The following is a 25887-nucleotide window of genomic DNA, read 5'->3' as shown; positions in this document are numbered from 1 at the left end:
AATCAGGAAGGACGTGTCTGATGCGACACAACATCGCACCCCGCCGCAGCCGACGGGAGCGGCGCCGGGTCTGGCCGGCGCCGATTGCGGCGGAGCGTAACAACCTGTTAAAAAGACACCACGACGTCCGCCGACGTAGCATCATGTCGGCCCCGGCCGGGCGGGACGGGTGCGCGACGTGCGCCGCCGCCACTGCCGCTTTCAACGCGCGACTCCCGCTGATCATGAAAATTGCCATCCTCGACGACTACCAGGACGCCGTCCGCAAGCTGAACTGCTTCGAGATGCTCGCCGAGCACGACGTGAAGGTCTTCAACAACACGGTACGCGGCCTGGGGCAACTCGCGAGCCGCCTGGCGGAAGTCGAGGCGCTCGTGCTGATTCGCGAGCGCACGCCGATTTCGTCGCAATTGCTCGCCAAGCTGCCGAACCTGCGCATGATCAGCCAGACCGGCCGTATCTCGAGCCACATCGACCTCGAAGCGTGTACCGATCGCGGCATCGCGGTGCTCGAAGGCACGGGTTCGCCGGTCGCGCCCGCCGAACTGACCTGGGCGCTCGTGATGGCTGCCCAGCGCCGCATTCCGCAATACGTCGCGAACCTGAAACAGGGTGCCTGGCAACAGTCGGGCCTGAAGACGTCGGCGCTGCCGCCGAACTTCGGTCTCGGCCAGGTGCTGCGCGGCCAGACGCTCGGCATCTGGGGCTACGGCAAGATCGGCCGGCTGGTCGCCGGCTACGGCAAGGCGTTCGGGATGAACGTGCTGATCTGGGGCCGCGAGCATTCGCTCGAGGCCGCACGCGCCGACGGCTACACCGCCGCCGAGAGCCGCGAAGCGCTGTTCGAGCAGAGCGACGTGCTGTCGCTGCACCTGCGCATGCACGACGACACGCGCGGGATCGTGAAGCAGGAAGACCTGATGCGGATGAAGCCGACGTCGCTGCTCGTCAACACGAGCCGCGCGGAACTGCTCGAGGAAAACGCGCTCGTCAACGCGCTGTCGCACAACCGTCCGGGGATGGTCGCGATCGACGTGTTCGAGAGCGAGCCGATCCTGCAGGGCTACAGCCTGCTGCGGATGGAAAACGTGATCTGCACGCCGCACATCGGCTACGTCGAGCGAGAAAGCTACGAGCTCTACTTCAGCGCGGCGTTCCGGAACATCCTCGCGTTCGACCAGGGCGACCTGTCGAGCGTCGTCAATCCGGAAGCGCTGACGCCGCGCCGCGTGCGCTGACCGGCGCGAGCCGCGTTCGCCGCGCGGCTCCGTTTCTCCGTTCCCGCCTTCAGGCGGCCACGCGGCCGCCCGTCATCGCGTCGACGCGCGTGAGGAAATGCTCGCCGTCGCGCCGTCCGAGGTCGTATGCATGCCGCATCTGCGACGGACTCGTGTAATCCCAGCTCGAAATCGGCACCTTGCTCGACGGCTGCACATAGAGCCGCCGCTGGTCGCCATGCGCGACCGTGAACATCTGCGGGCGCGGATACAGCCGCGTGACGAGCACCAGCACGTCGCCCGGCGATGCGTCGAGCGCGTCGACCGGCACGTTGTCGACCATGCCGCCGTCGAGCACCGGCCGGCCGCCGCGGCGCAGCACCGGCGTGAACGGCGGCGTGCACGACGACTGCAGGATCAGGTCGGCGAGTTCTTCGACGCTCGCGCATGCCTGCGCGCGCACGAACTCGGGCCGGAAGCCGAGCGTGCGCCCGAGCGTCGGGTGCAGCGTCTTGCGCACGTACTTTTCGATGTTGTATGCAACGAGGCCGGCCGCGACCGCGCTGCGCGCGCCGAGCCAGCGCGGCACGTGCGACACGCCGATGCGGATCTCCGGCGCGTCGGCAAGTTGCGGGAACGGCTCGCCGTAGATGTCGAGCAGCGCCTGACGGTAGATACGGTAATGCGGAAACACCGGCTCGCGCCCGAACAGGTTTCCCAAGTACGCGTTCTTGCGGTTGTGGCGCAGCGCCTCCTCGTAATAGCGCATCACCCACGCGGCGTCGCGCGTATACAGCATGCAGGCGGTCGCCGCGCCGGCCGAGATGCCGGCGATCACGCGCGGACGCAAGCCGAGCGCCGGCTGGGCAACGTCCCAGAAGCCGGCCTGCCACCAGCAGCGATTGCCGCCGCCCGCGAAAACGATCTGGTCGAACATCGCGCCGCTCAGCCGACGAGCGCGTAGGTCGACGTTGCGTGAACGGCCATCTTGCCGTCCTCGTCGAACAGCTCGACTTCGCCGAACACCAGGTTGCGGCCCATCCGCAGCACGCGCGCGGTGACGAGCACGTCGCCCTTGCGCACCGGACGCATGAAATTCGTGTTCAGCGACACGGTGGTCATCGGCCGGAACTCGCCGAGCGCGACCGAGATCGCGACCACCATCGCGGTGTCGGCGGCGGCCGTGAACACCTGCCCGCAGATGATGCCGCCCGAATGACGGAATTCGCCGGAAAACGGCAGGCGCATCGTGACGCTGTCGTCGCCGATCGATACGGGGACCAGACCGAGCGAGCGGACCCACGGGGCCAGCAGGCGGTCCAACAATTCGCGGACTGCGTTTTCGTCCATCTTCGAATGTCCAGAAAACGTTGCGCGACCGCCGCGCAACAGGTGTGGACGTCATCATACCGGGAGCGCGCCAACTGCGATCGCTCGTGACCGCGCGGGGAGCCGCCGGGGCCGTGACGAAGTATTTTCAGGAAATTTGCAGAAAGCGCTTGCCAAGACCGAAATACCCGTGCATAATCTCTCTTCTGTTGGGGGCGTTAGCTCAGTTGGTAGAGCAGCGGACTCTTAATCCGTAGGTCGAGTGTTCGAGTCACTCACGCCCCACCAGGAATTCAAAAGGCCGGTCAGCGCAAGCTGACCGGCCTTTTTCCGTTCCGGCGACCGATTCAGGCGCCCGCCTGACTCCCTCGCATCACGGCATGCAATTACATACATGCCTCGCCCCGCGCACTTTCCGCTAGAATCGTCCGACAAAATATCACACGACCGGGACGGCGATCGCCATATCGCCGCCGGCACTGAGAGAGCATGGGACGTCAGACATGGAATCATGTGAGCGAGACGCGACCATTCAGAGGGCATGGTCACGCCGACAGCGGCGCGCGCGTCGAGTCGCGCCATCCCCCCGATCGCATCCAGCCCCGTCGCGCGACGCGCACCGCGAATCCGGCCATGCCACGTAAGGACGCGCTCGTCGCACTCGCGCTCGGCGTTGCACTGCTCGTGGTCGCAGCGATGCTGGCCGTCATCGCGAGCCATGCGGTGGGTGATCTGGTCCGCACGCCGGGCACGGTCGTGCGCATCGTGCAGGACAGCGACGCGATGCGCGGATACCGCCCGATCGTCGCCTATCTCGCGAACGACGGCCATCGCCGTGAAGTCGCCGGCAATACCGCATCGGTGGTCCCGGCGTACGACATCGGCGAAAGCGTGGACGTCCTGGTCGATCCGGCCCATCCGAACCGTCCCGCGCTGATCGACGATTTCACGCAACGCTGGTTTCCCGTCGCGGTGCCGACTCTGCTCGCGGTCGCGTCGCTTGCGATCGGCAGCCTGCTGTACAGGAGCGAGCGCCGCAGCCGGCACGCCGACGTGCTTGCCGCACCGGCCGCCGGCAAGTCGGCCCGGCGCCGCTGGAACATCGCGATCGTGCTGATGCCGATCGCGATCGGCACCGGCTTCCTGGCCGGCGCCGGCGCCGCCGGGCTGAGACAATGGCAGATCGCCCGCCATTACGCGCACTCGACCGGCCACGTCGTCGAGATCACCGAATCCGCCCAATCGTCCCGCACACGCACGTCGCTCTATTCGGCGACCATTGCGTTCACGACGGACAGCGGCCGCCCGGTCACGTTCGCGCAAGGCTCGGCTTCATCGCGCCCCGGCCTGTACGAAGGCGAGCTGGTCAACGTGCTGTACGACCCCGTCATACCCGAGCGCGCGGTCATCGACCGGTTCTGGGACCGGTGGGGACTCACGGCGATCCTGTTCGCGATCGGCGCGCCGTTCCTCGTCGCCGGATTGTTCGTCATCGGTGCGCTATGGCCCGACCATCGGCCGCACGAACTCACTGAATGACGAACGCGGAGCAGCCGGGCCGCCGACACCACGGCCCTCGCCTCACCGCTCCCTGAACGCCTCCACCTTCGCGCGATTCCCGCACGTGCGCATGTCGCACCAGCGTCGCCCGACGCCGCGGCCGCGATCGACGAAGAACCACGTACAGCGGCCGCACTGCCGCACGCGCGCGAAGTCGTCGCCGCGCAGCAGATGCTCGAACCCGAGCGCGGCCGCGTCGACCCAGCGCGACGCCGCACGCGCATCGGGCCGCCATGCGAAGCGGCCATCGACCGCGTCGAACGTGCTGCGCCCGATCGCATCGCGAATCGCCTCCGCGAGCCGATGCGCCGCCCGCGCGCCGGCGCTGCCGCCGCCACCGCTCGTCAGGTGCGCGAGCGCCACGTATGCATCCTCGCGAAAACCGTGCAGCGCGGCGAGTTCGTCCGCGCCGTCCTGCCGGGGATAACGCAGAAACCGTGTCAGGTCGGCCCGAGCCAGCAAGCCCGACTTCCCCGCCCATGCGCGCACGGCCGCCCAGTCGACGAGTTTGTCCTCGTCGCGCGTCTTGCCCGTGTCGGCCACCGTGTTCAGGAAATCCAGCGCCGGATGGCCGCCGACGAAATCGGCCGCGGTCCATGCGTGCGCCTGTCGCGCAGGCTCGTGTCGAGTAACCATTTATTTCCACCTATCGGTTTCATATCCGGATGAACAGGCGTAACCTGTTATCAACCCAAACAGGTTAGCACGGAGGCACCGATGCTCGATCTCGCCAATCGCTTCGTTTTCGACGGTCACCGGATCGCATGGGGCACGCTCGGTGAAGGTCCGCCGCTCGTGCTCGTGCACGGCACGCCGTTTTCATCCCAGGTGTGGCGCCGGATCGCGCCATGGCTCGCGCGACGCCATCGCGTGTTCTTCTACGACCTGCTCGGCTACGGCCAGTCGGACATGCCCGACGCGGACGTCTCGCTCGGCCGGCAGAACGTGCTGTTCGGCGCCCTGCTCGACGAATGGAAAATTTCGCGCCCGCGCGTGCTTGCGCACGATTACGGCGGCGCGACCGTGCTGCGCGCGCACTTCCTCGACGGCATCGCGTATTCGGACCTGACGCTCGTGAACCCGGTCGCGATCGCGCCGCAAGGCTCGCCGTTCGTGCGGCATGTCGCGCAGCACGAAGCCGCGTTCACCGGGCTGCCGGCATATGCGCACCATGCGCTCGTGTCGGCCTACATCGGCCATGCCGTCGCGCGACCGTTGAGCGACGACGTGCTGTCGATCTATCGCTCGCCATGGCTCACGCCGACCGGCCAGCCGGCGTTCTATCGACAGATCGCGCAAATGCGCCAGCGTTACATCGAGGAAGCCGAGGCACGCTATGCGCCGCCGGACTTTCCGGTGCGCATCGTGTGGGGTGAGGACGACGCGTGGATTCCGCTCGAACAGGGGCAGGCCCTCGCCGATCGCATCGCGGGCGGCAAGCTGATCCGCGTGCCGTGTGCGGGACACCTGGTCCAGGAGGATGCGCCCGAGGCGATCGTCGCCGCGGTGCTCGACGCACACGGACAGGAATGATCGCCCACGCAATCGCGTGGCACAGCAAATCAGAAGGCCGGCACGCCCTGCGCGAGCGTCGCGACGAACTTCGCGGTGCGCGGATCGCGCGGCCGCCCGAACAGTTCGCGCGATGCGCCGGCCTCGACCACCCGGCCATCCGCGAGAAACACCGCATCGTGCGCGACCGACGCCGCCAGGCGCAGGTCGTGCGTGGCCATCAGCATCGTCGTGCCTTCCCGCGCGAGCTGGCGCAGCACTTCGACGACTTCGACGGACAATTCAGGATCGAGCGCGGACGTCGGCTCGTCGCACAGCAGCACCTGCGGCGACGGTGCGAGCGCGCGCGCGATGGCCACGCGCTGCTGCTGGCCGCCCGACAGCGTCGCGGGCCATGCGTCGGCCTTGTCGGCGATACCGACCTTGTCCAGCAACGCGAGCGCCCGTTCGCGCGCCTGCTCGCGCGGCCAGCGCTGCACGGTCACGAGCCCTTCCATCACGTTCTGCACGACGCTCAGATGCGGAAACAACTGGAAGTTCTGGAACACCATGCCGGTCTGACGGCGCACCGCGAACACGTGATCGCGCGACGGGCGACGCCCCGCCGCGAAGTCGATGCGGGCATCGCCGACCGTGAGCACGCCCGCCTCCGGCACTTCGAGCAGGTTCACGCAGCGCAGCAGCGTGCTCTTGCCGCTGCCGGACGGCCCGATCAACGCGGTCACGCTGCCGGGCTGCAACGCGAGGTCGATGCCGGTCAGCACGCGCTGCGCGCCGAACGATTTGTCGATGCGTTCGAGACGGATCATCGCAACTCCGCGTGGAACAACGCATGACGCCCGAAGCGGAGCTCGAGCCGACGTTGCAGCGACGAGAGCACCGAGCTGAACAGCAGATAGATCAGCGCGGCTTCCGTATAGAGGATCAGCGGCTCGTAGGTGACGGCCGCGATGCGCTGCGCAGCCTGGAAGATCTCGGGCACGGTCAGCACGGCCGCGAGCGACGTGTCCTTCACCAGCGAGATGAACGAGTTCGACAGCGCGGGCAGCGCGACGCGCGCGGCCTGCGGCAGGATCGCGCGGCGCAGCGCCTGCGCGCGCGTCATCGCCATCGAGTACGCGGCTTCCCACTGCCCCTTCGGGATCGACTCGATCACGCCGCGGATCACCTCGGCGTTGTACGCGCCGACGTTCAGCGAGAAGCCGATCACGGCGGCGGTCAGCGGATCGAGCACGATGCCGACGTTCGGCAATCCGTAGAAGATCACGAACAGCTGCACGAGCAGCGGCGAGCCGCGAAACAACCAGATGTAGAAACGCACGCCGGCCTGCGCCCAGCGCGGCCCGAACAGGCGCGCGAGCGCCGCGCCGAACGCGAGCAGCAGGCCGATCGCGAACGACGCGAGCGTGAGCGGAACCGTGAACACGAGCCCCGCCACCAGCAGGGGCCGCAGCGATTCCGCCATCAGGTGCAACCAGGGCGGCATCGGTCAGCCTCGCGTCACGGCTGCGACACGTCGCGGCCGAAGTATTTCTGCGAGATCTTCGCGTAGGTGCCGTCGGCCTTGATGTCCGCGAGCGCCTTGTCGATCGCCGCCACCAGCGCGGGACTGCCCTTGCGCAGCAGCACGCCCGATGCATCGCCGGCGCCGCTCGTGTCGGTCGCCGCGACCTTCAGTTTCGCGTCGGGCTTGTGCTTGCGGAAATCGAGGTACGACAGCGAATCGTTGATCGTCGCGTCGACGCGCCCCGCGCTCAGCAGGTCGATCGATTCGTTGAAGCCCTGCACGGGCACCACGTCCGCGCCGTGCGCGGCCGCGAGCTTGCCGAAATTGCTGGTCAGCGTGTTCGCGGATTTCTTGCCCTTCAGGTCGTCGAACGAGCGGATCGACGTGTTGTCCGCGCGCACGATCAGCACCGCGTGGGACGTGATGTACGGCGTCGAGAAATCGTATTTCGCCTTGCGCGCATCGGTGATCGACACTTCGTTGACGACCGCGTCGTATCGGTTCACGTCGAGGCCCGCGATCAGCCCGTCCCACTTGCCTTCGACGAACTCCGCCTTCACGCCGAGCCGTTGCGCGATCGCGGCCGCGATGTCGACGTCGAAGCCGGTCAGCTTGCCCGACGCATCGTGATACGTGAATGGTGCATAGGTGCCTTCGGTGCCGACCCGGAACACGCCGGCCGACTTGATCTGCGCGAGACCGTCGGCCGCTAGCGCGCTCGTGACGGCAGTGGCCTGCAGCAATGCGACGACCAGGATGGAGCGAAGGAATTTCATGGTGCGGACCCCGAACGATGGAAGGGAGTGGACCCGCCGGCCCGAACGGCCGCGCGAGAGGTCCGCGAATTCTACCGACGCGCCGATATCCGGCAAAAACGCAAATCCGCTAACGATATGAGCGCGTCGAATAACGAACGCGCCGGCCGGCCACGTCCATTCCGCAGACAAAATCCGTCGCGATACAGCGCGGCGATCGTACGACGATTCGTTACCGGCAGTTACAGAAGCGACGATGCGGTATCACCCATTCGGCAAGCGCTACGTACCATGAAGACATGGTGAACCGATTGCTCGCGGGCCTTGCCGCCCGCGAACGGAGTGAACGGAAAATGAAACGCATCCTGTTGTCCAGTGCTCTCGGCATCGCGGCCGCCTGCCTGTCGGCAAGTGCGTTCGCGCGTGCCGACATCGGCGTGTATTTCGGGGTGCCAGGCCCCGTTATCGAAGCGCCGCCGGTCTACTACGCGCCGCCGCCACCCGTGATTTACGAGCCGGCACCTGTCTATTACGGCCCGTACTACGGCGACTACCGTTACCGCTACTACCGGCACGACAACGGCTGGCATCGCGGCTGGCGTCGTCACCATCACGAAGACGAGGATTGACCGTCGCGTGGCGGCCGATGAGTCCGCATCATGCACCGCTTACCACGGTAGCGAATAGGTCTTCGTGTTCGTGAAGCTCTTCATCGCCTCCTGCACGCCTTCCTTGTAGCCGAGGCCCGAATCCTTCACGCCGCCGAACGGCGTCAGTTCGAGCCGGTAGCCCGGCACCTCGCGCACGTTCACGCTGCCGACCTCGAGCTCCGTGATGAAGCGCGTGATGCTGTCGAAGCGGTTCGTGCAGACCGACGACGACAACGCATAGTCGGTGCTGTTCGACATCCGGATCGCGTCGTCGATGTCGCGAAAGCGCATGATCGGCGACACCGGCCCGAACGTTTCGTACTTTACGAGCGGCATGTCGGGCGTCACGCGATCGACGACCGTCGGCGAATACAACGCGCCGTCGCGCACGTTGCCGACCAGGAGCCGCGCACCGCGCGCGATCGCGTCGTTCACCTGCTGCTCGCAGAACTTCGCGGCCGCTTCGTCGATCACGGTGCCCATGTCGACCGACGGATCCGCCGGATTCCCGTAAGCCCACGCGCGGGTTTTCTCAACGACCAGCTCGGTGAAGCGATCGGCCACCGCCTCATGCACGAGCATGCGCTTGATCGCGGTGCAGCGCTGCCCCGAGTTCTTGTACGAGCCCGACACGGCGAGCGTGCTCGCTTCGTCGAGATCGGCGTCTTCCATCACGATGATCGGATCGTTGCCGCCGAGTTCGAGCACCGCGCGCCGGTAGCCCATCCGCGACGCGATCGACTTGCCGATCGACACGCCGCCGGTGAACGTGATCAGATCGATCGCCGGGTTCGTGATCAGCTCGTCCGCGATTTCGTTCGGGTCGCCGGTGATCACCTGCAGCATTTGCGGCGGCAGGCCGGCTTCATACAGGATGTCCGCGAACAGGTAGCACGACAGCGGCACCTTCTCCGACGGCTTCACGACGATCCGGTTGTTGGTCGCGACCGACGGCACGACCTTGTGCGCGACCTGGTTCATCGGATGGTTGAACGGCGTGATCGCGGAGATCACGCCGAGCAGCGGTTCGCGCTGCGTGTACACGCGACGCTTCTTGCCGTGCGGCGTCAGATCGCACGAGAAGATCTGCCCGTCGTCCTTCAGCACTTCGCCCGCGCCGAACGTGAGCACGTCGGCCACGCGCCCCGCTTCGTACGTCGAATCCTTGATGCACAACCCGGCCTCGGCCGTGATCAGCGCCGCGATCTCGGCGGTGCGCGCACGCACGATGTCGGCCGCGCGGCGCAGGATCGCCGCACGCTCGTGGCGCGTAAGCAATGGCCGGTATGCACGCGCGACGGCGAATGCGCGTCGCACGTCGTCGAGCGTCGCCTTCGGCACGGTGCCGACCAGCGTTCCGTCGTACGGGTTGCGAACCTCGATCACCGCGTCTCGATGAATCCGCTCCCCATCGATTCGCAGTGCTTCACGATGAGGCGAGCGGGCCGCCGTCGAGGCTGCAATGGCGTTCATGATGTCTCCCTGGCGGATGCGTCCGCGTCACTGCAGATGATTGAGCGCGATGTCGATGATGTCGAAGTTGCGTAGTCGCGCGCGACCCGTGACGTCGGTCGCGACCGGCTTGCTGAAGATCAGCGGCACGATCTGTTCGGAGATCCCGCCGTGCGAGCGCAGCGGCACGTCGAGGCCCGACAGGTCGTGCTTGATGCGGCGCGTGCCGAGCACGACGTCCTGCTTCGAGATCACGATCAGGTCGCCCATCCGGTCGGGCGGCAGCTCGAAGCGCGCGCAACCTTCGGCGCCCGTCAGCACGATCTCGATGCCGTCCACCTCGGCGAGCCGCGCGCGCAGCGCGTCGGCGTCGGCGGAAGCCGGCACGTAGACGGTCGCGAACGAGCCGAGCGCACCGTGATGCACGACGTACGGATCGGTGATCGGCAGGATCACGCGCGCGGCGTCGTGGCCGAGCCACTCGTCGAACAGCTCCTGCAGATAAATCACGTTCGGCTCGCCGGTCTCGCCGTCGTGCTTCGCGTTCATCCCGTGGTCGGCCGTGATCGCGACGATCGCGCCGAGCGCGTCGAGCCGCTTCAGGTACGCGTCCATCATCTGGTAGAACGCGTTCGCGCCGTCGGTGCCGGGTGCGCACTTGTGCTGCACGTAGTCAGTCGTCGACAGGTACATCAGGTCGATCGGGCGCGTCTCGAGCAGGCGCACGCCGGCCGCGAACACGAACTCGGACAGGTCCGCGCTGTACACGCTCGGCACCGGCTTGCCGACCAGCTCGAGCACGTTGTCGATGCCGTTTTCCTCGAGGCTCGCCTCGTCGGCCTTCTCCGACGAGAAGCAGATGCCCTTGAGCCCCTTGCCGAGCAGGCGCCGCAGCTTGTCCTTCGCGGTGACGACCGCGACGCGCGCGCCCTGTTCGGCGAAGGTCGCGAGCACGGTAGGCGCAACGAGATACTTCGGATCGTTCATCAGCACCTCGGCGCCGGTGTCGCGATCGTAGAAGTAGTTGCCGCTTATCCCGTGGATCGCCGGCGGCACGCCGGTCACGATCGACAGGTTGTTCGGGTTCGTGAAGCTCGGCACCACGCACTCGCCCTTGAGCGCCGTGCCCGGCTTCAGCAGCGTGCGCAGGAACGGCGCGACGCCGGCCTCGGCCGCCATCTCGAGATATTCGTAGGCACAGCCGTCGACGCAGACCACCACCACGGGGCGGCTCATCCAGTTGTAGCGGCGGCCGTTCACTTCCACGGAGACAGGCGTTTCGGTCATGACGTTCAGTCCTTTCGGTTCGAAGGGGTCGAGCTGTCGGCGCCCGCGCCGCGCCGAGGAGGTCTTTTCCATGCTTGACATTAAAATTGATGATTTGTAGATTGTCAACAACATGCAGAGAACAGAAGGCAAAAGACCGGACGATCCGAACTACGATTTCAAGCGCCTTTATCAGGAGGTCAAAAAGCGCGGCTACATTCCGTATCCGGGCAAGTTGACGGAAGTCGACACGTTCCGCGTCGGCTGCATCGGCCACTTCGGCGAGCCGGTATTCCCGGCGCGGTCGCCGCGATCGCCGACACGCTGAAGGCGATGGGCGTGCGGCGCGTGTCCGCCGACGCGGCGACCTGACGCGATGCACTCGCCGCACGACGTCACGCATCGCCGCGCGGCGGCTTCGTTTTCGCTTTCGTTTTCCCGCCGTGTGCGGCACGGCAATCTTCGACCCTTACCGGCACGACATCCGATGCGACCTTTCTGGATCGAACAGGCACTGTTCAACGATGGCGATCTCGCCCCCGCGCTGCAGGGCGCGACGCAGGCCGACGTCTGTATCGTCGGCGGCGGCTTCACCGGGCTCTGGACCGCGATCCAGGCGAAGCAGCAGAACCCGGCGCTCGACATCGCGATACTCGAGGCCGACCTGTGCGGCGCCGGCGCGAGCGGGCGCAACGGCGGCTGCCTGCTGACATGGTCCGCGAAATTCCTGACGCTGCGGAGGCTGTTCGGCGAAGCGGAGGCGATCCGGCTCGTGAAGGCGTCGGAGGCGGCCGTCCAGCACATCGCCGACTTCTGCCGCGCGCATCGCGTCGATGCCGAGCTGCGGCTCGACGGCACGCTGTACACCGCGACGTCGCGCGCGCAGGTCGGCACGCTCGCGCCGGTGCTCGACGCGCTCGCCGCGTGCGGCATCCACAGCTACGAGCCGCTGCCGGCCGCCGACGTCGCGCGCCGCTCGGGCTCCGCACGCAATCTCGACGGCGTGTACTCGCCGATCGCCGCGACCGTGCATCCGGGCAAGCTCGTGCGCGGGCTGCGCCGCGTCGCGCTCGACATGGGGATCCGGATCTACGAACGCACACCGCTCGTCGACTTCACGCCGGGGCAGCCGGCCGTCGTGCGCACGCCGTCCGGCAGCGTGCGCGCGAGCAAGCTGGTGTTCGCGATCAACGCGTGGATGGCGAGCCGCTTCCCGCAGTTCGAACGCACGATCGCGGTCGTGTCGAGCGACATGGTCATCACCGAGAAATGCCCGGAACTGCTCGAGCGGACCGGGCTCGTGGACGGCGTGTCGGTGCTCGATTCGCGGATCTTCGTGTATTACTACCGCACGACCGCCGACGGCCGGCTGATGCTCGGCAAGGGCGGCAACACGTTCTCGTGGCGCAGCCGCATCGCGCCGGTGTTCGACCGGCGCTCGCCGTACGAGGCGCAGCTCACGCGGAGCCTGCGCGAATTCTTCCCGTCGCTCGCCGGCGTGCCGATCACCGCAAGCTGGAACGGCCCGTCGGACCGCTCGGTGACGGGCTTCCCGTTCTTCGGCCGCCTCGACGACGCGCCGAACGTGTTCTACGGCTTCGGCTATTCGGGCAACGGCGTCGGGCCGACCTACATGGGCGGGCAGATCCTGTCGTCGCTGGTGCTCGGCCTCGACAACGCATGGACGCGCAGTCCGATCGCGCGCGGCCCGCTCGGCCATTTCCCGCCGGAGCCGATCCGCTATGTCGGCGCGCACGTCGTGCGCAATGCGATCCGCCGCAAGGAGCGCGCGGAAGACGAGAGCCGACGGCCGGCGAGGATCGACACGTGGCTCGCGAAATTCGCGAGCGCGGCGGGCAAGGCCGACAAGGCGTGACGATGCGATGACGCGACGCGCAACGAAGCGCAACGAAAAAGGGACGCTGCGAAGCGTCCCTTTGCTTTTGGTACGACCGCCCGTGCGGCCGCGTCACACGCGCGCGGCTTTCTCGCGCGCCGCCTTGCCCGCCGCGGGCAGCCCCTGCTCGTGCGTGCGACGCATCCGCGCGAGGCCGTGCGCGAGGTGCTCGCGCACGAGCGCGACGGCCTTCTCCTCATCGCCGCTCGCGAGCGCCTGCACGATCTTGCCGTGCTCGGCCGCCGACACCGCGATCGCGTCCTCCTCGGCCTCGATCGCGGCCTGGCGCAGCAGCCCGAGCTGGCGCACGAGCCGGCGATAGGTGTCGGTGAGGTGCGTATTGCCGACCCCGACCACCATCGCGTCGTGGAACTGCACGTTCAGCTCGGTATAGCGCGTGACGTCGTGCGCCTTCGCCGCATCCTTCATCGACTGGATGATGCCCTTCAGCACCTTCAGCGTGTCGGGCGAAATGCGTTTCGCGAGCGCGCGCGCGACCGACTCGTCGAGCATCGCGCGCACTTCGTAGATTTCCTCTGCCTCGCGCAGCGGCACGACGCGCACCGTCACGCCGCGGTTCTTCTCGTTGCGCAGCAGCCCGGCCTGCTCGAGCGCACGGAATGCCTCGCGCACGGGCCCGCGCGACACGTTCAGCTTGGTCGCGATATCGACTTCGTTGAGTTTCTCGCCCGGCGCATATTCGCCGGACACGATCGCGCGCTCGAGCATGTCCTGGACAATCATCGCGAGCGACTGGCTTTGCAGGAGTTCGATGGCGTTGAGCGCGTTCGGGGCAGTCATGATCGGGCAGGCAGCGAAGCCGCGGATGAGAACGAGGGCGCCATGTCGGCGAATGATCGTTGTATACCCTCGGCCCGATATATTGTCAACAGTTTTCAGTTTCCAAAAACCGGTTCCTCGTGCCGGAATGCGGTCAGCGTGCGGCCGGCGCACGCACGCCGGACCGCACGATGCAGGCCTGCCGTCAGGCCGTCTGCTTCACCGGCCCCGGATCGCTCTGGCTCGGCCGGCCCGTCTCGACGTGGCCCGCGAAACGGCGCACGACCTTGTCGTCGCCGCCGCGCAGCGTCGTCGCGGTGATCGTCAGATCGTACCAACCGTGGCTCGACGACAACTCGAAGTGATCTTCGATCCGCTCGCCCGGCTCCAGCGTGTAGGTGCGCGCATGCGCGTGGCTGTACGCGTTGTCGACGACCACGCGGCATGCCGCACGACCGCTGTTGCGCAGTTGCAGGTACACGTGGCGATTGCGCACGTCGTAGCCGATCTTCGCTTCCGGGTTCGCGTGGCGGCCGTCCGCGGCCAGCCGCGTGTTGCCCTGGAATTCGCACAGATAGCCGTTCGGGCCATAGGCGGCGAGATGGTAGTCGCCGCGCGCGGCCGACGTGCTCCAGGTATCGGCGAAGCGGTCGTGCGAGGACACCGCGTAGCGGCGCGGCGGCGTCGCCGGATTGCGGCGGTCGTACACGTAGAACGCGGCGCCCGCGTCACCCGAGTTCGCGAAATCGAGCGACACGCTGTCGTCGTGCCCGTTCACGCGGGCATGCACGAACAGTTCGTACGGCAGCGCGCGCGCCGGACGCGTGCCGGGCTCCTGCGCCGGCATCGACTGCTGCGCGGGCACCTGGTACGCCTGGCCGGCGGTGGCGATGTGCTGCGGCACCGTGAAGCTCACCGTGCGCGTATCGGGCCGCGCGGAGAAGTCGAATGCCGACGTGAGGTCGCCGCAGACCGACCGGCGCCACGCGCTGATGTTCGGCTCCTGCACGCCGAAGCGCGCTTCGAGGAAACGCAGCACCGACGTGTGGTCGAACGTCTCCGAGCAGACCCAGCCGCCCTTCGTCCACGGCGAGATGATGATCAGCGGCACGCGCGGCCCGAGGCCGATCGGCTGGATGCCGCCCGGGTCCGCGCCCGGCACGAGCGGGCTCATCTCGCCCGGGTACTTGTTCAGGTCGAGCAGTTCGTCGCCGAGATTCGACAGCAGGTTCGACGACACGATGCCCTGGCCGCCCACGCCGCTCGTGACCGGTGGCACCGGCGGCACGACGTGGTCGAACAGCCCGTCGTTCTCGTCGTAGTTGAGGATGAACACCGTCTTCGCCCACACTTCGGGGTTCGACGTCAGCGCCTCGAGCACCATGTTGATGTAGAACGCGCCGTCGGTCGGCGACGCTTGCGGGTGCTCGCTGTACTTGTAAGGCGCGACGATCCACGACACCTGCGGCAGCCGGTTCGCCTGCACGTCGGCCTTCAGCTCGGCGAGCGTGTGGTCCGACGCGCCCTTGTCGACCAGCGGGCCGCTCGCGCCTTCCTTCACCTGGAACTTCTTGAAGAACATCAGCGAATTGTCGGTGTAGTTGTCGGTCGGGTCGCCCGGAATGCCCGTGCCGCCCTGGTACACCTTCCAGCTGATCTTCGCGTTCTCGAGACGTTCCGCGTAGGTCGTCCACGTGTAGCCGTTCGTGTCGTTGCGCTCGCCGATGCCGGGGCCGTTCGGCTGCGCGCCGTACACGTTGCGCGAGTCGATCGTGCCGGTCCACAGATAGATGCGGTTCGGTGCGGTGTCGGCGTGCGCGGAGCAGAAGTACGAGTCGCAGATCGTGAACGCGTCGGCCAATGCGTAGTGGTACGTGAGATCCTGGCGCTTCAGGTAGCCCATCGTCAGCACGTCCTGCTTCTGGTTCACCCACTGGTCCCACTGGCCGTTGTTCCAGGACAGGTGGCCGCTGCTCCAGCCGTGGTTGGTGCCCGGCTGGAATTCGGTCGTCTGCTTCGGGTCGAGGTAGAACGGCAGCACGTACGGCGCGGACGGGTCGAGCCCGCGCGAATGGTAGTTCTTCGTGAACACCGACGCCGGCGGCTGCTGCCACACCGGCGCACCGTTCGGCAGCAGGTGCGGGCGCGGGTCGTTGAAGCCGCGCACGCCGCGCAGCCCGCCGAAGTAATGGTCGAACGAGCGGTTTTCCTGCATGAAGATCACGACGTGTTCGACGTCGCGGATCGTGCCGGTGCGATAGGCGGCCGGTATGGCCAGTGCGTTGCGGACCGCGGGCGGGAAGCCGGCGTAGGCGGCCATCGCGCCGGCCGACTGGGCGGCGAGGCGCAGGAAATCGCGTCGATTGGTGGCGGACATGAAGAGGATCCTGTGGGTCGGTAAGGGTGGCGCCGGTCGAGCGGGGCCGGCGGTCGGTGCGTTGCCGCTATTACTCCGCACCGGCGTGTCCCGGCCGTGACCGGTTCCAGCAGGTTTCTTGCGGTCACCCCCAGCTTTTTTTCGAAGCGGCGCCCGGCGCGCCTTTCATCCGGCCGACACATGCCTGCGCTACGCTGACGCGCGATGAAGAGGGGGGAGAAGCCGAGTCGTGTTCGATCAGCTGAAGGCGTTCCACGCGACCGTCCGGCAGGGCAGCATCACGCGCGCCGCGCGCCACCTGGGCGTCAGCCAGCCGACGATCGCCGCGCAGATCCGGCAGGTCGAGCAGTTGTACGGCGTCGAGCTGTTCTATCGCAGCGGCCGCAAGCTCGAAGTCACCGAGACCGGGATCGAGCTGCTGCCGCTCGTCGAGAAGATGATCGCGCTCGAGGCGCAGGCCGACATCATGCTGCGCAACGTCGGCGGCCTGTTCGAAGGACATCTGCGGATCGGCGCGACCGGGCCGTACTACATCATGGACGCGGTCGGCCGCTTCTCGCATGCGCATCCGTCCATCGCGCTCACGTGCCGGATCGGCAATTCCGAGGAGATCCTGCAGGCGCTGCAGGAATTCCGCATCGACCTCGCGGTGTCGTCGCAGCGCAATGACGCGGACGGCCTCGAACGCAAGGTGATCTCCACCGATCCGCTCGTGCTCGTCGTGCATCGCGACCATCCGCTCGCGCGCTTCGACGCGATCGACGCCGCGCAGCTCGCCGACGTGCGGCTGCTGATGCGCGAGGAAGGATCGGTCACGCGGCGCTGCACGGAGACGATCCTCGCGGCGGCCGGCGTTGCGGCCACGTCGGTCGCCGAGATCGGCAGCCGCGAAGCGATCCGCGAGGCGATCCTGCATGGCGTGGGCGGCAGCCTGTTTCCGCGCGGCGAGGCCGAGCGTCATCCGGACTTGCGCGTCGTCGCGCTGCGCGGCGTCGACACGACGATCGACGAATACGTGTACTACCTGAAGGCGCGCCGCCAGAGCCCCGCGATCGATGCGTTCCTCGCGTGCATCCTGCCGGCGCAGGCCGCGACGCACGAGCCAACGCACGCGACGCGGCCGGTGAACGCGCGCTGAGCCGCCCCGCGTTCACCGGTTTCGCGCAGTTTCCGTCGCACTTCCCTGCACATTCCCCGTGCTTTTCCGGCGCTTTTCCCTCGCCTGCCCTCGTCGTTTTCCTCGTGCCTGCCTTCCTGCTTCCCGCCGTGCGCTACTTCGGCAGCGCCGGAATCATCCACGTGAACACGTGCTGCTGCAGGAACACGAGCACGCCGAGCAGCAGCGTGAGGATCACGCTGTGCCAGAACGTGCGCGCGAACACGACGCCTTCCTGCCCCTTCAGGTCGGTCGTCGACACGCCCGTGGCGATGTTCTGCGGCGAGATCATCTTGCCCATCACGCCGCCCGACGAGTTGGTCGCGGCCATCAGCACCGGATCGAAGCCGAGCTGTCTCGCGGCGACCACCTGCAGGTTGCCGAACAGCGCATTGCCGGACGTGTCGCTGCCGGACAGGAACACCGCGATCCAGCCGAGCGACGCCGACACGAGCGGGAACAGCGCGCCGGTCGACGCGACGCCGGTGCCGAGCGTGTAGCTGATGCCCGAATAGTTCAGCAGATACGCGAGCCCGACGATCATCATCACCGTGACGATGGCGATCCATGTCTGCCGCCACGTCTTGACCACGCATTCGAAGAACGCGCCGACGCCGGTGCGTGTCAGCACGGCCGTGATGATCGCCGACAGGAGGATCGCGGTGCCGGTGCCGAGCGGCTGGAAGTCCCAGATCGCCGCATACGGCTTGTGATACAGCGACACGAACACCGTATTGTGCAGGCCCGGCCACTTGATCTTCACGTCGCCGATCGCCGCGACGTTCGCGTGCACCCAGACGATCACGACCACCGACACGACGATCCACGGCAGCCAGCCGCCGAAGCCCGCGCGCGCGGCGCCGGCCGCGGCGGGCACGCTGCGCGCGAGCGCGTATTGCGGATCGGGTTGCGGCTTCCACACCTGCAGGAAGCCGATCGTGACGATCAGCGACGTGAGTGACGACAGCACGTCGGTGAGCTGGTAGCCGAGGAAATTCGACGTGACGAACTGCGCGATCGCGAAGCTGCCGCCGGACACGAGCAGCGCGGGCCACAGCTTCGCGATCGAGCGCAGGCCGCCGTACGCGCCGACCACGTAGAACGGCAGCAGCAGCGCGAAGAACGGCAGTTGCCGGCCGACCATCGCGCCGAGCGTCGCGGGCGGCAGCGACGTGACCGCGCCGAGCACGGTGATCGGCACGCCGAGCGCGCCGAACGCGACCGGCGCCGTGTTGAACAACAGCGTGTAGGTGAGCGCTTCGAGCGCGGGGAAGCCGAGCGCGATCAAGAGCGCGCTGGTGATCGCGACAGGCGTGCCGAACCCGGAGATCCCTTCGAGCAGACAGCCGAACGAGAACGCGACGACGAGCAGCACGAGGCGGCGGTCGTCGGGCAGGTTGTCGAGCATCCACTGCCGGAACTGGTCGAAGCGGCCCGACTTCACCGCGATGTTGTACAGCAGCAGCGCGTTGAAGACGATCCACATCACCGGCACGACCGCGAGCGCCATGCCGGCGCCGACCGCGTCGAACGCGAGGCTGGCCGGCATGCCCCACGCGCCGATCGCGACCGCGAGGCCGGCGACGAGGCCGGCGAGGGACGCCTGCCACGCGGGCCGGCGCAGCACGCCGAGCGCGATCAGCGCGACCGCGATCGGGATCACGGCGACGAGAAACGAGAGGAACAGCGAGTTGGCGACGGGCGTCAACGGCTGCGCGAACAGGATGCCGGGCGGCAGGGCTGCGGTGGGATTCATCGTGTCTCGTGTCTCCGTGTCGATCGGAGTTAGCGCTTTAGCGCTTACTCCGATCCCATGCTTCGCGGTCGACCCGAGTTAGCGCTTTAGCGCTTACTCGGGTCCCATGCTTCTCGGTCGACCGGGGCTCGCGCATCAACGCCTGCACACACCTCGATCCCGTTCAAACGTCCGTTCCACGGCCGCAACGATCATCCGACGCTTGCGCATGCAACCATGCCGCAACGCCGACCGATCGGTCGCTTAAAAGAGGTTAGGAGGCGCATCGCGCTTCTACAAGGAGGGCAACCCCGATGCGCGCGGTGCCGATACACGGCATCCGCCGCACGCTGAACGACCGCTGGCGACCCGCTGACGCGCGCGCCAGCAAGCCGCCGGCGCAATGTTGCTCAACCGGCAAAGGTGACTGACGGGACGCAGGGTGTTTCGTTTGGCATCCGAAGCCTAGACTCGCTGCATCGATTCCGTCCGTGCCGACGAAGGCGCGGCTCCAGAACCCATACGGAGCAAACACGATGAAGACCATGAAACGTGCGGCGTACGCGTTGGTGCTGATCGGCTCGGCCGTCGCCGCCCAGGCCCAGGCGCAAGCTGCATCGACGCTGACGCGCGCGCAAGTTCGCCAGGAACTCGCGGAACTGCAGGCCGCCGGCTATCGGCCGAGTCTCGCCAGCGGTCCCGACTTTCCGCAAAACATGCAGGCGATCATGCAGCGCGCCGCACAGGCGCGCGACGCGGCCGGCCGCGGCAGCGACGGCCATGCGAATGTGGAATCAGGAAAGCCGGCGCTGCCGCACGTGGTCGATCGCGACACGTACGCGCATCACTGAAGCGGCTGAAACCGGGCCGGGCGCATGACCGCGCGACCAGCCGGCCCGCAGCCGGCCTGCCCGCCGCGCGACGCGCAGCGGGCGACGGCCATCACACGCTGAAGCGATTCAGCGTATAGGCACGATAGGCCGCGACGAACGCGTCGAATGATCCGGCCTCCTTCGCTTCCAGCTCGGCCTGCTCGGCCAGCGACTTCGCCGCGAGCGCCTGCTCGGCGCGCATCGTCTCCGCCGACGGCGGGTTCGCGCGGAAATGCGCGGCATGCGCTTCGCTGTGTGCGATGGCGAACGCGAGGAACGACTGCCCGTTCTCGCGCATCGTGCGCAGCACGCGCGCCGACGGCGTGCGCTCCGGATCGGCGAGCTTCTCGCGCTGCGCGGCGATCGCACGCGCATGCTCGTCGCCGCCGCGAATCTCGTCGAGACGGCGCCCGACGGTCTCGATATCGGCCATCAAGTCGTCCGCCCACGCCTGCAGCGTGACCGGCTGGCCGTCGCGCACCAGCGTGAGCCCCGGCTTGCGCCCTTCCATCGTCACGCTGCCGAAGTTCGCATTCGCTTCCTTGTACGCGTCGCAGTCGAGCGCGGGGCTTTCGTCGAGCGCGCAGGCGAGCAGGAACGCGTCGATGAAGCGCGCGGTCTCCAGCGCGATGCCGGTCGGCTCGAACGGATCGATGTCGAGGCAGCGCACTTCGATGTACTGCACGCCGCGCGACGCGAGCGCATGCAGCGGACGCTCGCCCGAATACGTGACGCGCTTCGGCCGGATCGTCGAGTAGAACTCGTTCTCGATCTGCAGCACGTTCGTGTTGATCTGGATCCACTCGCCGTCGCGATGCGTGCCGATCGCCTCGTACGGCGGATACGGCTCGCTCACGGCCTTCGACAGCGCATCGAGATAGCCAGGCAGCGTGTTGTAGTCGACGTGCAGCGCGGCCTGCGCGGTCGTGTTCGAGTAACCGAGGTCGCTCATCCGCAGGCTCGTCGCGTACGGCCGGTACAGCGTATCGGCATCGAACGCGTCGAGCTTGTGCGGTTTGCCGCGCAGGAATTTCGCGTCGAGCGCCGGCGATGCGCCGAACAGGTACATCAGGAGCCAGCTGCGGCGACGGAAATTGCGGATCTGCGCGAGATAACGCTCCGACTGATAATCGACGAGCGTGGCCGTCGAGCCCTCTTCCGCATGCAGGCGCCGCCACACTTCCTCGTGCAGCGAATAGTTGTAGTGGATGCCGGCGATGCACTGCATCGTGCGGCCGTAGCGATACGCGAGGCCACGGCGGTACACCGTCTTCAGGCGGCCGATGTTCGACGTGCCGTAGTCGGCGATCGGAATTTCATCATCGGCCGGCAGCAGGCCCGGCATCGAGTCGTTCCACAGCATCTCGTCGCCGAGCGACGCATACACGTAGCGGTGCAGATCGTCGAGACGTTCGAGCGTGACCGACGCGTCGCCTTCCGCCGGCGTGATCAGTTCGATCAGCGCTTCGGAATAGTCGGTCGTCAATGACGGGTGCGTGAGCGCCGAACCGAGCGCGCGCGGATGCGGCGTGAACGCGATCATCCCGTCGCGCGTCACGCGCAGGCTTTCCTTTTCGATGCCGCGCAGGCCGTCGGGCAGATGCTGCCGCGTCGGGCCCGAGCTCAGCGCTTCGAGACGATTCAGCAGCAGTTCGGACTGGCGGTGAGTCATGGTGTTCGACATGGAGACGCAAGTGCGTGACGGCCGCGCGCGGAATGCCGCACGCGGCCGGCTGGATTATTGGTCGCTTCGTTGGTAGCGGGCACTTTAACATCTCGCCGTCACACGCGCTTGAGGTGGCGCCGGGCGGTGCGCGCCGGCCGCTGCGGGCCGTCTGGCGGGCCGATGGCCGCGAACGCCGCGCGCACAGCCGACCGTCGTCGGCGCCGACGGACGCGGCGATCACGCGACATTCGTCGGAAGGAACGTGAGCGACGAGCACGGCAGCGCCATCAGGTGCAACCCGTTCTGCCGAACCCGCGATGCATCGTCGTCGCGGCCGGGTCGATCGTCCGCGCCGGAGCGACGGACACCGGAGCGGGTTGATCGCCCATCGCCGTCAATCGTCGCAACCGTGAGGATCGCCGACCGATCACTGCCGGCGTGACGCCCCTTGCGGGTTGCGTCGCGGCCCTGCGCGGTCGCACCCGCCGGCCTGCGGCGGCGACCGTCATCCGCCGCGCGCGCCGCCGGCCCGGTCCGCCACGTCGTTCCACAAATGAAGCGCCGCATACGCGCGCCACGGCCGCCAGCCTTCGGTCCGGCTTTTCTGGCTCGCGAGCCGGTCGAGCGACGGATCGCGCGCGGCGATCGACTGCATCAGCACCAGATCGGACGCCGGCCACGCGTCCGGGTCGCGCCACGCGCGCATCGCGATGTATTCGACGGTCCACGGGCCGATGCCGGGCAGGTCGAGCCACGCGCGGCGCAGCGTCGCGAGATCGGCCTGCGCGGGATCGAGCGGCACGTGGCCGGCCGCCACCGCGCGCGCCATGCCCGTCAGCGCGGCGGCCCGCTTGCCGGGCATCCCGATCTTCTCCAGATCGCATGCGGCGAGCGCGTCCGGCGTCGGGAAACGCCACGCGGGGGCGCCGTCCGGCGCCGCTATGCCGTCGTCGTGCACGACGCGCTCGCCGGCCCGCTGGACGAGCCTGCCGACGATCGTCGTCGCCGCCTTCACGCTCACCTGCTGGCCGACGATCGCGCGCACCGCAAGCTCGAACCCCGACCAGGCGCCCGGCACGCGCAGTCCCGGCGCGGCCTCGACGAGCGGCGCGAACCACGGGTCGCGCGCGAGTCCGCCGCCGATCGCGGCCGGGTCGGCGCCGAGGTCGAACATCGATGCGACGCGGTGCGCGAATGCATCGTCGACATGCCGCGCGGCCGCCCCCTCGAGCGTCGCGATCAGGCAATGCCGGCGCGGATGCTTCGTGACGGTGAGCCTGCCCGCGTCGCCGTTCAGGTCGACGATCCGGCGATACATGCCGTCGACGACCTGTTCGACACCCGGAATCGCCCGTCCGCTGAAGAAGCGCAGCACGCGCGCCCAGTCGTACGGCGCCTTGAAGCGCAGCGCCATCTGCGCGGACGGCGGCACGTGGCCGCCGTCCGCGATCGACGTCATCGTGGTTTTATCGATGCTCAAACTGCGTTTCCCTCCGCAACGGCTTCGGTTTCATCGTCGCGCACATGACGCGCCTCGGACGCGAGCAGCGTCGCCTTGCGGCGCACGCCCCAGCGATATCCTGCGAGCGCGCCGCCCTTCTGCACGACACGGTGGCACGGGATCGCGAGCGCGACCGGGTTCGACGCGCAGGCCGATGCGACGGCCCGCACCGCGCGCGGCGCGCCCAGCGCCTCGGCGATCTCCGAATAGCTGCGCGTCTCGCCGTACGGGATATGCGTCAGCGCTTCCCACACGCGCTGCTGGAACGCGGTCGGCGCGATGTCGAGCGGCAGGTCGAACGCGTGCCGCGTGCCGTCCAGATACGCGCGGATCTGCGCGACGAACGGCGCGAGCCGCGACGGCGATTCGACCAGCTCGGCACGCGCGAACGCATCCTTCAGTTCGCCGACGAGCGACGCCGGTTCGTCGCCGAACGCGATCCGGCAGATGCCCTGTTCGGTCGCGGCAACGAGCACCGTGCCGAGCGGCGTCGACGCGGTCGCATAATCGATGCGCAGGCCGGCGCCCTGGCGACGGAACGCGGACGGCGCCATCCCCAGCTCGCGCGGCACCGATGCGTAGAGCCGCGACGGCGAATTGAACCCCGCGTCGACGGCCGCCTGCGTGACCGGCTGCCCGCTTTGCAGCGCCTCGCGCAATGCGGCACCGCGCTGCGCGGCCTGATACTGCCGCGGCGACACGCCGACCACGCGCTTGAACAACCGCTGCAGGTGGAACGGGCTCACGTGCACGGCGTCGCTCAGCTGCTGCAGCGTGAGCCGCTCCGGATGCGCGTCGAGCACCGCGCACGCGCGGTTGACGATCTCGAGCTCGCGCGGCAGCCCTTCCGGCTGGCAGCGCTTGCACGGGCGGAAGCCGGCCGCGCGGGCGGCGGCCGGATCGGCAAAGAAGGACACGTGCTCGCGCCGCGGCAGCCGCGACGCGCAGCTTGGGCGGCAGAACACGCCGGTCGTGCGCACGGCATAGAAGAACGCGCCGTCCGCATGCGGATCGCGGGCGGTCACGGCGCCCCAGCGGGCATCATCGGTCGAATAGGCGGTTTTCATCTGAACCTCGTACTCTCCAGTGTAGATGGTGCCTACTCTAGACATCGGCATGGGCCGTCGCGCCCTGAATCTTGCTCTGTGATTCGCGCCGGCGAAATCGGGGACGCAATCAAAGGCGCGTCGAAACCGTTCAATCGGACGAAAAGCCGCGCAAGCGCTGCGTGGACGCCGCTTTCGTCATCATCGCGTCACCATTTTGCTGCAGTGCGGATGCGACAAATCGCCGTCCTGACCATTTTTTACACTCGGAATATTGCAACGCACCATCGCCGTGTGTATAGTTGGAACTGTCTCCTCCATGTCTCCTCCTGATATGGATTAAGCCCGTTCCGCTCTGCGTGAACGGGCTTTTTTTCGTCCGTCGATCGTGCCGCGTTCCGGCATATGTCGCCGGCGCGGTCTACACTCGGTGCACGCCATCCGCGAAGGAGTGCCCGCTCATGAAACCGACCATCCGCGCGATCGATCACGTCGTGCTACGCGTGACCGACATGGCTGCGATGACGCACTTTTACTGCGATGCCGTCGGCTGCCACGTGGAGAAGGAACAACCCGACCTGGGGCTTGTACAGTTGCGCGCCGGCGACGCGCTGATCGACCTGCTGTCGGTTGGCGGCCCGATCGACCGTCCCGACAGCGGCCCGCCCGGCACCGGCCGCAATCTCGACCACCTCTGCCTGCGCGTCGAGCCATTCGACCCCGAAGCACTGATCGCGCATTTCGCCGCGCATGGCGCGCGCCCCGGCGCCCCCGCCGAACGTTACGGCGCCGGCGGCTACGGGCCATCGATCTATCTGTTCGATCCCGAAGGGAACATGCTGGAATTCAAGGGGCCGCCCGCCGCGCTCGGCTGAGCGCCGGCCGTCACGCGTCGGCGCGCGCCTTCAGGACCGTCCATTCGACCGCGACGGGATCGTGATCGGCGCTCGAGATCCAGGCGGCGCCGTCCTGGACCGTGCACTGCAGGCGCATCGTCCGCTCGGCGAGACGCCCGAGCGCGGCCGCGACACCGTCGGCCATCGACAGCACCTGGACGTTGCGCAGTCGCTCCACCTTGCTGCGCACGCCCTGCCACCAGATGTCCGAGGTCTTGCCGCCGTACGCAATCACCGTGACCTGGCCGGCGCGGCCGGCCGCCTTCGAGATGCGCCGTTCGTCGGGCTGGCCAGCCTCGATCCACACGTCGATCGCGCCCGTCAGGTCCTTCTGCCACAGATCGGGTTCGTCGACGTCCGACAGCCCCTTGCAGAATTCGAGACGCTCGTGCGCGAACAGCGCGAACGCGACGATGCGCACCATCATCCGGTCGTCGGTTTCCGACGGGTGACGGGCGACCGTCAACGCGTGATCGGCGTAGTAGTGCCGATCCATGTCGGCGATTTGCAGCTCGGCTTTGTAGATCGTGGATTTCAGCGCCATGCGGATACGGCCCGGGCGGGCATTCGGTTCGGTCGGGCCGTGATGATACCGAATGCGCGGCGCCCGGCGCGTGACGGACGCTCCACAGCACGACGGCCCGGCATCTGCCGGGCCGCGTTCGTGCCGCGCCGCCGGCGGTTCCGGCCGGCGTGCGCGTGCGAGAGATGCG

The 25887-nt window shown here is 67.7% G+C and carries 23 protein-coding genes, 1 tRNA gene and 1 pseudogene; 10 read left to right on the top strand and 15 right to left on the bottom strand.

Annotated elements, in window-relative coordinates; translation table 11 throughout:
* Window positions 1-224 precede the first annotated feature (224 nt).
* Window positions 225-1238, top strand: coding sequence for a D-2-hydroxyacid dehydrogenase family protein (locus WS46_RS23350; protein ID WP_057924643.1), 1014 nt, complete (start codon window positions 225-227; stop codon window positions 1236-1238).
* A gap of 49 nt (window positions 1239-1287) precedes the next feature.
* Here the strand turns inward: WS46_RS23350 and WS46_RS23345 are convergent, their stop codons facing one another.
* Both WS46_RS23345 and WS46_RS23340 read right to left on the bottom strand, forming a co-directional pair.
* Window positions 1288-2154 (bottom strand): patatin-like phospholipase family protein, encoded by an 867-nt coding sequence (locus WS46_RS23345; RefSeq protein WP_059691914.1) that lies wholly within the window; start codon window positions 2152-2154, stop codon window positions 1288-1290.
* A gap of 8 nt (window positions 2155-2162) precedes the next feature.
* Window positions 2163-2567, bottom strand: a complete 405-nt coding sequence (locus WS46_RS23340; RefSeq protein WP_059534903.1) for a PaaI family thioesterase — start codon at window positions 2565-2567, stop codon at window positions 2163-2165.
* Window positions 2568-2758: 191 nt separating this feature from the next.
* Between WS46_RS23340 and WS46_RS23335 the strand changes: the two genes are divergently transcribed.
* Window positions 2759-2834: transfer RNA gene (locus tag WS46_RS23335), tRNA-Lys, on the top strand.
* Window positions 2835-3035: 201 nt separating this feature from the next.
* Window positions 3036-4085, top strand: coding sequence for a DUF3592 domain-containing protein (locus WS46_RS23330; protein WP_059691913.1), 1050 nt, complete (start codon window positions 3036-3038; stop codon window positions 4083-4085).
* A 42-nt stretch (window positions 4086-4127) separates the two neighbouring features.
* On the opposite strand, the gene WS46_RS23325 is transcribed toward WS46_RS23330, so the two are convergent.
* Window positions 4128-4742 (bottom strand): CGNR zinc finger domain-containing protein, encoded by a 615-nt coding sequence (locus WS46_RS23325; RefSeq protein ID WP_059691912.1) that lies wholly within the window; start codon window positions 4740-4742, stop codon window positions 4128-4130.
* 81 nt (window positions 4743-4823) lie between these two features.
* Between WS46_RS23325 and WS46_RS23320 the strand changes: the two genes are divergently transcribed.
* Window positions 4824-5639, top strand: coding sequence for an alpha/beta fold hydrolase (locus WS46_RS23320; protein ID WP_059691911.1), 816 nt, complete (start codon window positions 4824-4826; stop codon window positions 5637-5639).
* Between the two features lie 29 nt (window positions 5640-5668).
* Here the strand turns inward: WS46_RS23320 and WS46_RS23315 are convergent, their stop codons facing one another.
* From WS46_RS23315 to WS46_RS23305, 3 genes are read right to left on the bottom strand one after another with little or no spacing between them, the layout of a single operon-like run.
* Window positions 5669-6427 carry an amino acid ABC transporter ATP-binding protein gene (locus tag WS46_RS23315; protein ID WP_059534895.1) on the bottom strand — a complete coding sequence of 253 codons (759 nt, stop codon included), beginning with the start codon at window positions 6425-6427 and terminating at the stop codon, window positions 5669-5671.
* Window positions 6424-7104: an amino acid ABC transporter permease gene (locus tag WS46_RS23310; protein ID WP_059534893.1), complete on the bottom strand. Its 681-nt coding sequence runs from the start codon at window positions 7102-7104 to the stop codon at window positions 6424-6426. The genes WS46_RS23315 and WS46_RS23310 overlap by 4 nt, the downstream gene beginning before the upstream one ends.
* A 14-nt stretch (window positions 7105-7118) precedes the next feature.
* Window positions 7119-7901 carry an amino acid ABC transporter substrate-binding protein gene (locus WS46_RS23305; protein ID WP_059691910.1) on the bottom strand — a complete coding sequence of 261 codons (783 nt, stop codon included), beginning with the start codon at window positions 7899-7901 and terminating at the stop codon, window positions 7119-7121.
* 332 nt (window positions 7902-8233) lie between these two features.
* On the opposite strand from WS46_RS23305, the gene WS46_RS23300 reads away from it, so the two are divergent.
* Entirely contained in the window at window positions 8234-8509 is a 276-nt protein-coding gene (locus tag WS46_RS23300; protein ID WP_059535130.1) for a hypothetical protein, read from the top strand.
* A 39-nt stretch (window positions 8510-8548) separates the two neighbouring features.
* Here the strand turns inward: WS46_RS23300 and phnY are convergent, their stop codons facing one another.
* A complete protein-coding gene (gene phnY, locus WS46_RS23295) occupies window positions 8549-10003 on the bottom strand; it encodes a phosphonoacetaldehyde dehydrogenase (RefSeq protein ID WP_059691909.1) in 1455 nt (484 codons plus the stop codon).
* Window positions 10004-10030: 27 nt separating this feature from the next.
* A complete protein-coding gene (phnA, locus tag WS46_RS23290) occupies window positions 10031-11269 on the bottom strand; it encodes a phosphonoacetate hydrolase (protein ID WP_059691975.1) in 1239 nt (412 codons plus the stop codon).
* 136 nt (window positions 11270-11405) lie between these two features.
* Here phnA and WS46_RS23285 point away from each other — a divergent pair.
* Both WS46_RS23285 and WS46_RS23280 read left to right on the top strand, forming a co-directional pair.
* Window positions 11406-11620 (top strand): annotated as a pseudogene (locus WS46_RS23285) (2-aminoethylphosphonate--pyruvate transaminase); the annotation flags it as partial.
* 115 nt (window positions 11621-11735) lie between these two features.
* Window positions 11736-13124 (top strand): FAD-dependent oxidoreductase, encoded by a 1389-nt coding sequence (locus WS46_RS23280; RefSeq protein WP_059691907.1) that lies wholly within the window; start codon window positions 11736-11738, stop codon window positions 13122-13124.
* 93 nt (window positions 13125-13217) lie between these two features.
* Here WS46_RS23280 and WS46_RS23275 read toward each other — a convergent pair whose 3' ends face one another.
* Window positions 13218-13946 (bottom strand): phosphonate utilization associated transcriptional regulator, encoded by a 729-nt coding sequence (locus tag WS46_RS23275; RefSeq protein WP_059534880.1) that lies wholly within the window; start codon window positions 13944-13946, stop codon window positions 13218-13220.
* 184 nt (window positions 13947-14130) lie between these two features.
* The gene (locus WS46_RS23270) at window positions 14131-16302 is read right to left on the bottom strand and encodes a phosphocholine-specific phospholipase C (protein ID WP_059691906.1); all 2172 of its coding nucleotides are present in this window, start codon (window positions 16300-16302) and stop codon (window positions 14131-14133) included.
* Between the two features lie 229 nt (window positions 16303-16531).
* Here WS46_RS23270 and WS46_RS23265 point away from each other — a divergent pair, with 229 nt between their 5' ends.
* Window positions 16532-17440: a LysR family transcriptional regulator gene (locus WS46_RS23265; protein ID WP_059691905.1), complete on the top strand. Its 909-nt coding sequence runs from the start codon at window positions 16532-16534 to the stop codon at window positions 17438-17440.
* A gap of 133 nt (window positions 17441-17573) precedes the next feature.
* On the opposite strand, the gene WS46_RS23260 is transcribed toward WS46_RS23265, so the two are convergent.
* On the bottom strand, window positions 17574-19214 hold the full coding sequence (locus tag WS46_RS23260; protein ID WP_059534874.1) for an L-lactate permease: 1641 nt from the start codon (window positions 19212-19214) through the stop codon (window positions 17574-17576).
* 515 nt (window positions 19215-19729) lie between these two features.
* On the opposite strand from WS46_RS23260, the gene WS46_RS23255 reads away from it, so the two are divergent.
* On the top strand, window positions 19730-20044 hold the full coding sequence (locus WS46_RS23255) for a DUF4148 domain-containing protein (protein WP_059691974.1): 315 nt from the start codon (window positions 19730-19732) through the stop codon (window positions 20042-20044).
* Between the two features lie 91 nt (window positions 20045-20135).
* Here the strand turns inward: WS46_RS23255 and gshA are convergent, their stop codons facing one another.
* From gshA to ada, 3 genes are all read right to left on the bottom strand, one after another.
* The gene (gshA, locus tag WS46_RS23250) at window positions 20136-21749 is read right to left on the bottom strand and encodes a glutamate--cysteine ligase (protein WP_059691904.1); all 1614 of its coding nucleotides are present in this window, start codon (window positions 21747-21749) and stop codon (window positions 20136-20138) included.
* Between the two features lie 487 nt (window positions 21750-22236).
* Window positions 22237-23190 (bottom strand): DNA-3-methyladenine glycosylase, encoded by a 954-nt coding sequence (locus WS46_RS23245; protein ID WP_257130048.1) that lies wholly within the window; start codon window positions 23188-23190, stop codon window positions 22237-22239.
* 17 nt (window positions 23191-23207) lie between these two features.
* Entirely contained in the window at window positions 23208-24299 is a 1092-nt protein-coding gene (gene ada / locus WS46_RS23240; RefSeq protein WP_059691902.1) for a bifunctional DNA-binding transcriptional regulator/O6-methylguanine-DNA methyltransferase Ada, read from the bottom strand.
* A 440-nt stretch (window positions 24300-24739) separates the two neighbouring features.
* On the opposite strand from ada, the gene WS46_RS23235 reads away from it, so the two are divergent.
* Window positions 24740-25153 (top strand): VOC family protein, encoded by a 414-nt coding sequence (locus WS46_RS23235; RefSeq protein ID WP_059534865.1) that lies wholly within the window; start codon window positions 24740-24742, stop codon window positions 25151-25153.
* Window positions 25154-25163: 10 nt separating this feature from the next.
* Here the strand turns inward: WS46_RS23235 and WS46_RS23230 are convergent, their stop codons facing one another.
* Window positions 25164-25718, bottom strand: coding sequence for a YaeQ family protein (locus WS46_RS23230; protein WP_059691901.1), 555 nt, complete (start codon window positions 25716-25718; stop codon window positions 25164-25166).
* Window positions 25719-25887: the final 169 nt, after the last annotated feature.

The sequence above is a fragment of the Burkholderia sp. RF4-BP95 genome, assembly GCF_001521985.1.
GTDB lineage: Bacteria > Pseudomonadota > Gammaproteobacteria > Burkholderiales > Burkholderiaceae > Burkholderia > Burkholderia diffusa.
Note: the sequence above shows the minus strand (reverse complement) of the source record. Positions and strands in the feature narration are given on the sequence as shown.

Bases quoted from the DNA above. Each gene is read 5' to 3' on its own strand.
- WS46_RS23300 (WP_059535130.1), top strand. From the start codon at position 8,234: ATGAAACGCATCCTGTTGTCCAGTGCTCTCGGCATCGCGGCCGCCTGC.
- WS46_RS23315 (WP_059534895.1), bottom strand. From the start codon at position 6,427: ATGATCCGTCTCGAACGCATCGACAAATCGTTCGGCGCGCAGCGCGTG.
- WS46_RS23275 (WP_059534880.1), bottom strand. From the start codon at position 13,946: ATGACTGCCCCGAACGCGCTCAACGCCATCGAACTCCTGCAAAGCCAG.
- WS46_RS23320 (WP_059691911.1), top strand. From the start codon at position 4,824: ATGCTCGATCTCGCCAATCGCTTCGTTTTCGACGGTCACCGGATCGCA.
- WS46_RS23305 (WP_059691910.1), bottom strand. From the start codon at position 7,901: ATGAAATTCCTTCGCTCCATCCTGGTCGTCGCATTGCTGCAGGCCACT.
- WS46_RS23325 (WP_059691912.1), bottom strand. From the start codon at position 4,742: ATGGTTACTCGACACGAGCCTGCGCGACAGGCGCACGCATGGACCGCG.
- ada (WP_059691902.1), bottom strand. From the start codon at position 24,299: ATGAAAACCGCCTATTCGACCGATGATGCCCGCTGGGGCGCCGTGACC.
- WS46_RS23280 (WP_059691907.1), top strand. From the start codon at position 11,736: ATGCGACCTTTCTGGATCGAACAGGCACTGTTCAACGATGGCGATCTC.
- WS46_RS23245 (WP_257130048.1), bottom strand. From the start codon at position 23,190: ATGACGTCGATCGCGGACGGCGGCCACGTGCCGCCGTCCGCGCAGATG.
- WS46_RS23230 (WP_059691901.1), bottom strand. From the start codon at position 25,718: ATGGCGCTGAAATCCACGATCTACAAAGCCGAGCTGCAAATCGCCGAC.
- WS46_RS23345 (WP_059691914.1), bottom strand. From the start codon at position 2,154: ATGTTCGACCAGATCGTTTTCGCGGGCGGCGGCAATCGCTGCTGGTGG.
- WS46_RS23270 (WP_059691906.1), bottom strand. From the start codon at position 16,302: ATGTCCGCCACCAATCGACGCGATTTCCTGCGCCTCGCCGCCCAGTCG.
- WS46_RS23330 (WP_059691913.1), top strand. From the start codon at position 3,036: ATGGGACGTCAGACATGGAATCATGTGAGCGAGACGCGACCATTCAGA.
- WS46_RS23260 (WP_059534874.1), bottom strand. From the start codon at position 19,214: ATGAATCCCACCGCAGCCCTGCCGCCCGGCATCCTGTTCGCGCAGCCG.
- WS46_RS23310 (WP_059534893.1), bottom strand. From the start codon at position 7,104: ATGCCGCCCTGGTTGCACCTGATGGCGGAATCGCTGCGGCCCCTGCTG.
- WS46_RS23235 (WP_059534865.1), top strand. From the start codon at position 24,740: ATGAAACCGACCATCCGCGCGATCGATCACGTCGTGCTACGCGTGACC.
- WS46_RS23255 (WP_059691974.1), top strand. From the start codon at position 19,730: ATGAAGACCATGAAACGTGCGGCGTACGCGTTGGTGCTGATCGGCTCG.
- phnY (WP_059691909.1), bottom strand. From the start codon at position 10,003: ATGAACGCCATTGCAGCCTCGACGGCGGCCCGCTCGCCTCATCGTGAA.
- gshA (WP_059691904.1), bottom strand. From the start codon at position 21,749: ATGTCGAACACCATGACTCACCGCCAGTCCGAACTGCTGCTGAATCGT.
- WS46_RS23340 (WP_059534903.1), bottom strand. From the start codon at position 2,567: ATGGACGAAAACGCAGTCCGCGAATTGTTGGACCGCCTGCTGGCCCCG.
- WS46_RS23350 (WP_057924643.1), top strand. From the start codon at position 225: ATGAAAATTGCCATCCTCGACGACTACCAGGACGCCGTCCGCAAGCTG.
- phnA (WP_059691975.1), bottom strand. From the start codon at position 11,269: ATGACCGAAACGCCTGTCTCCGTGGAAGTGAACGGCCGCCGCTACAAC.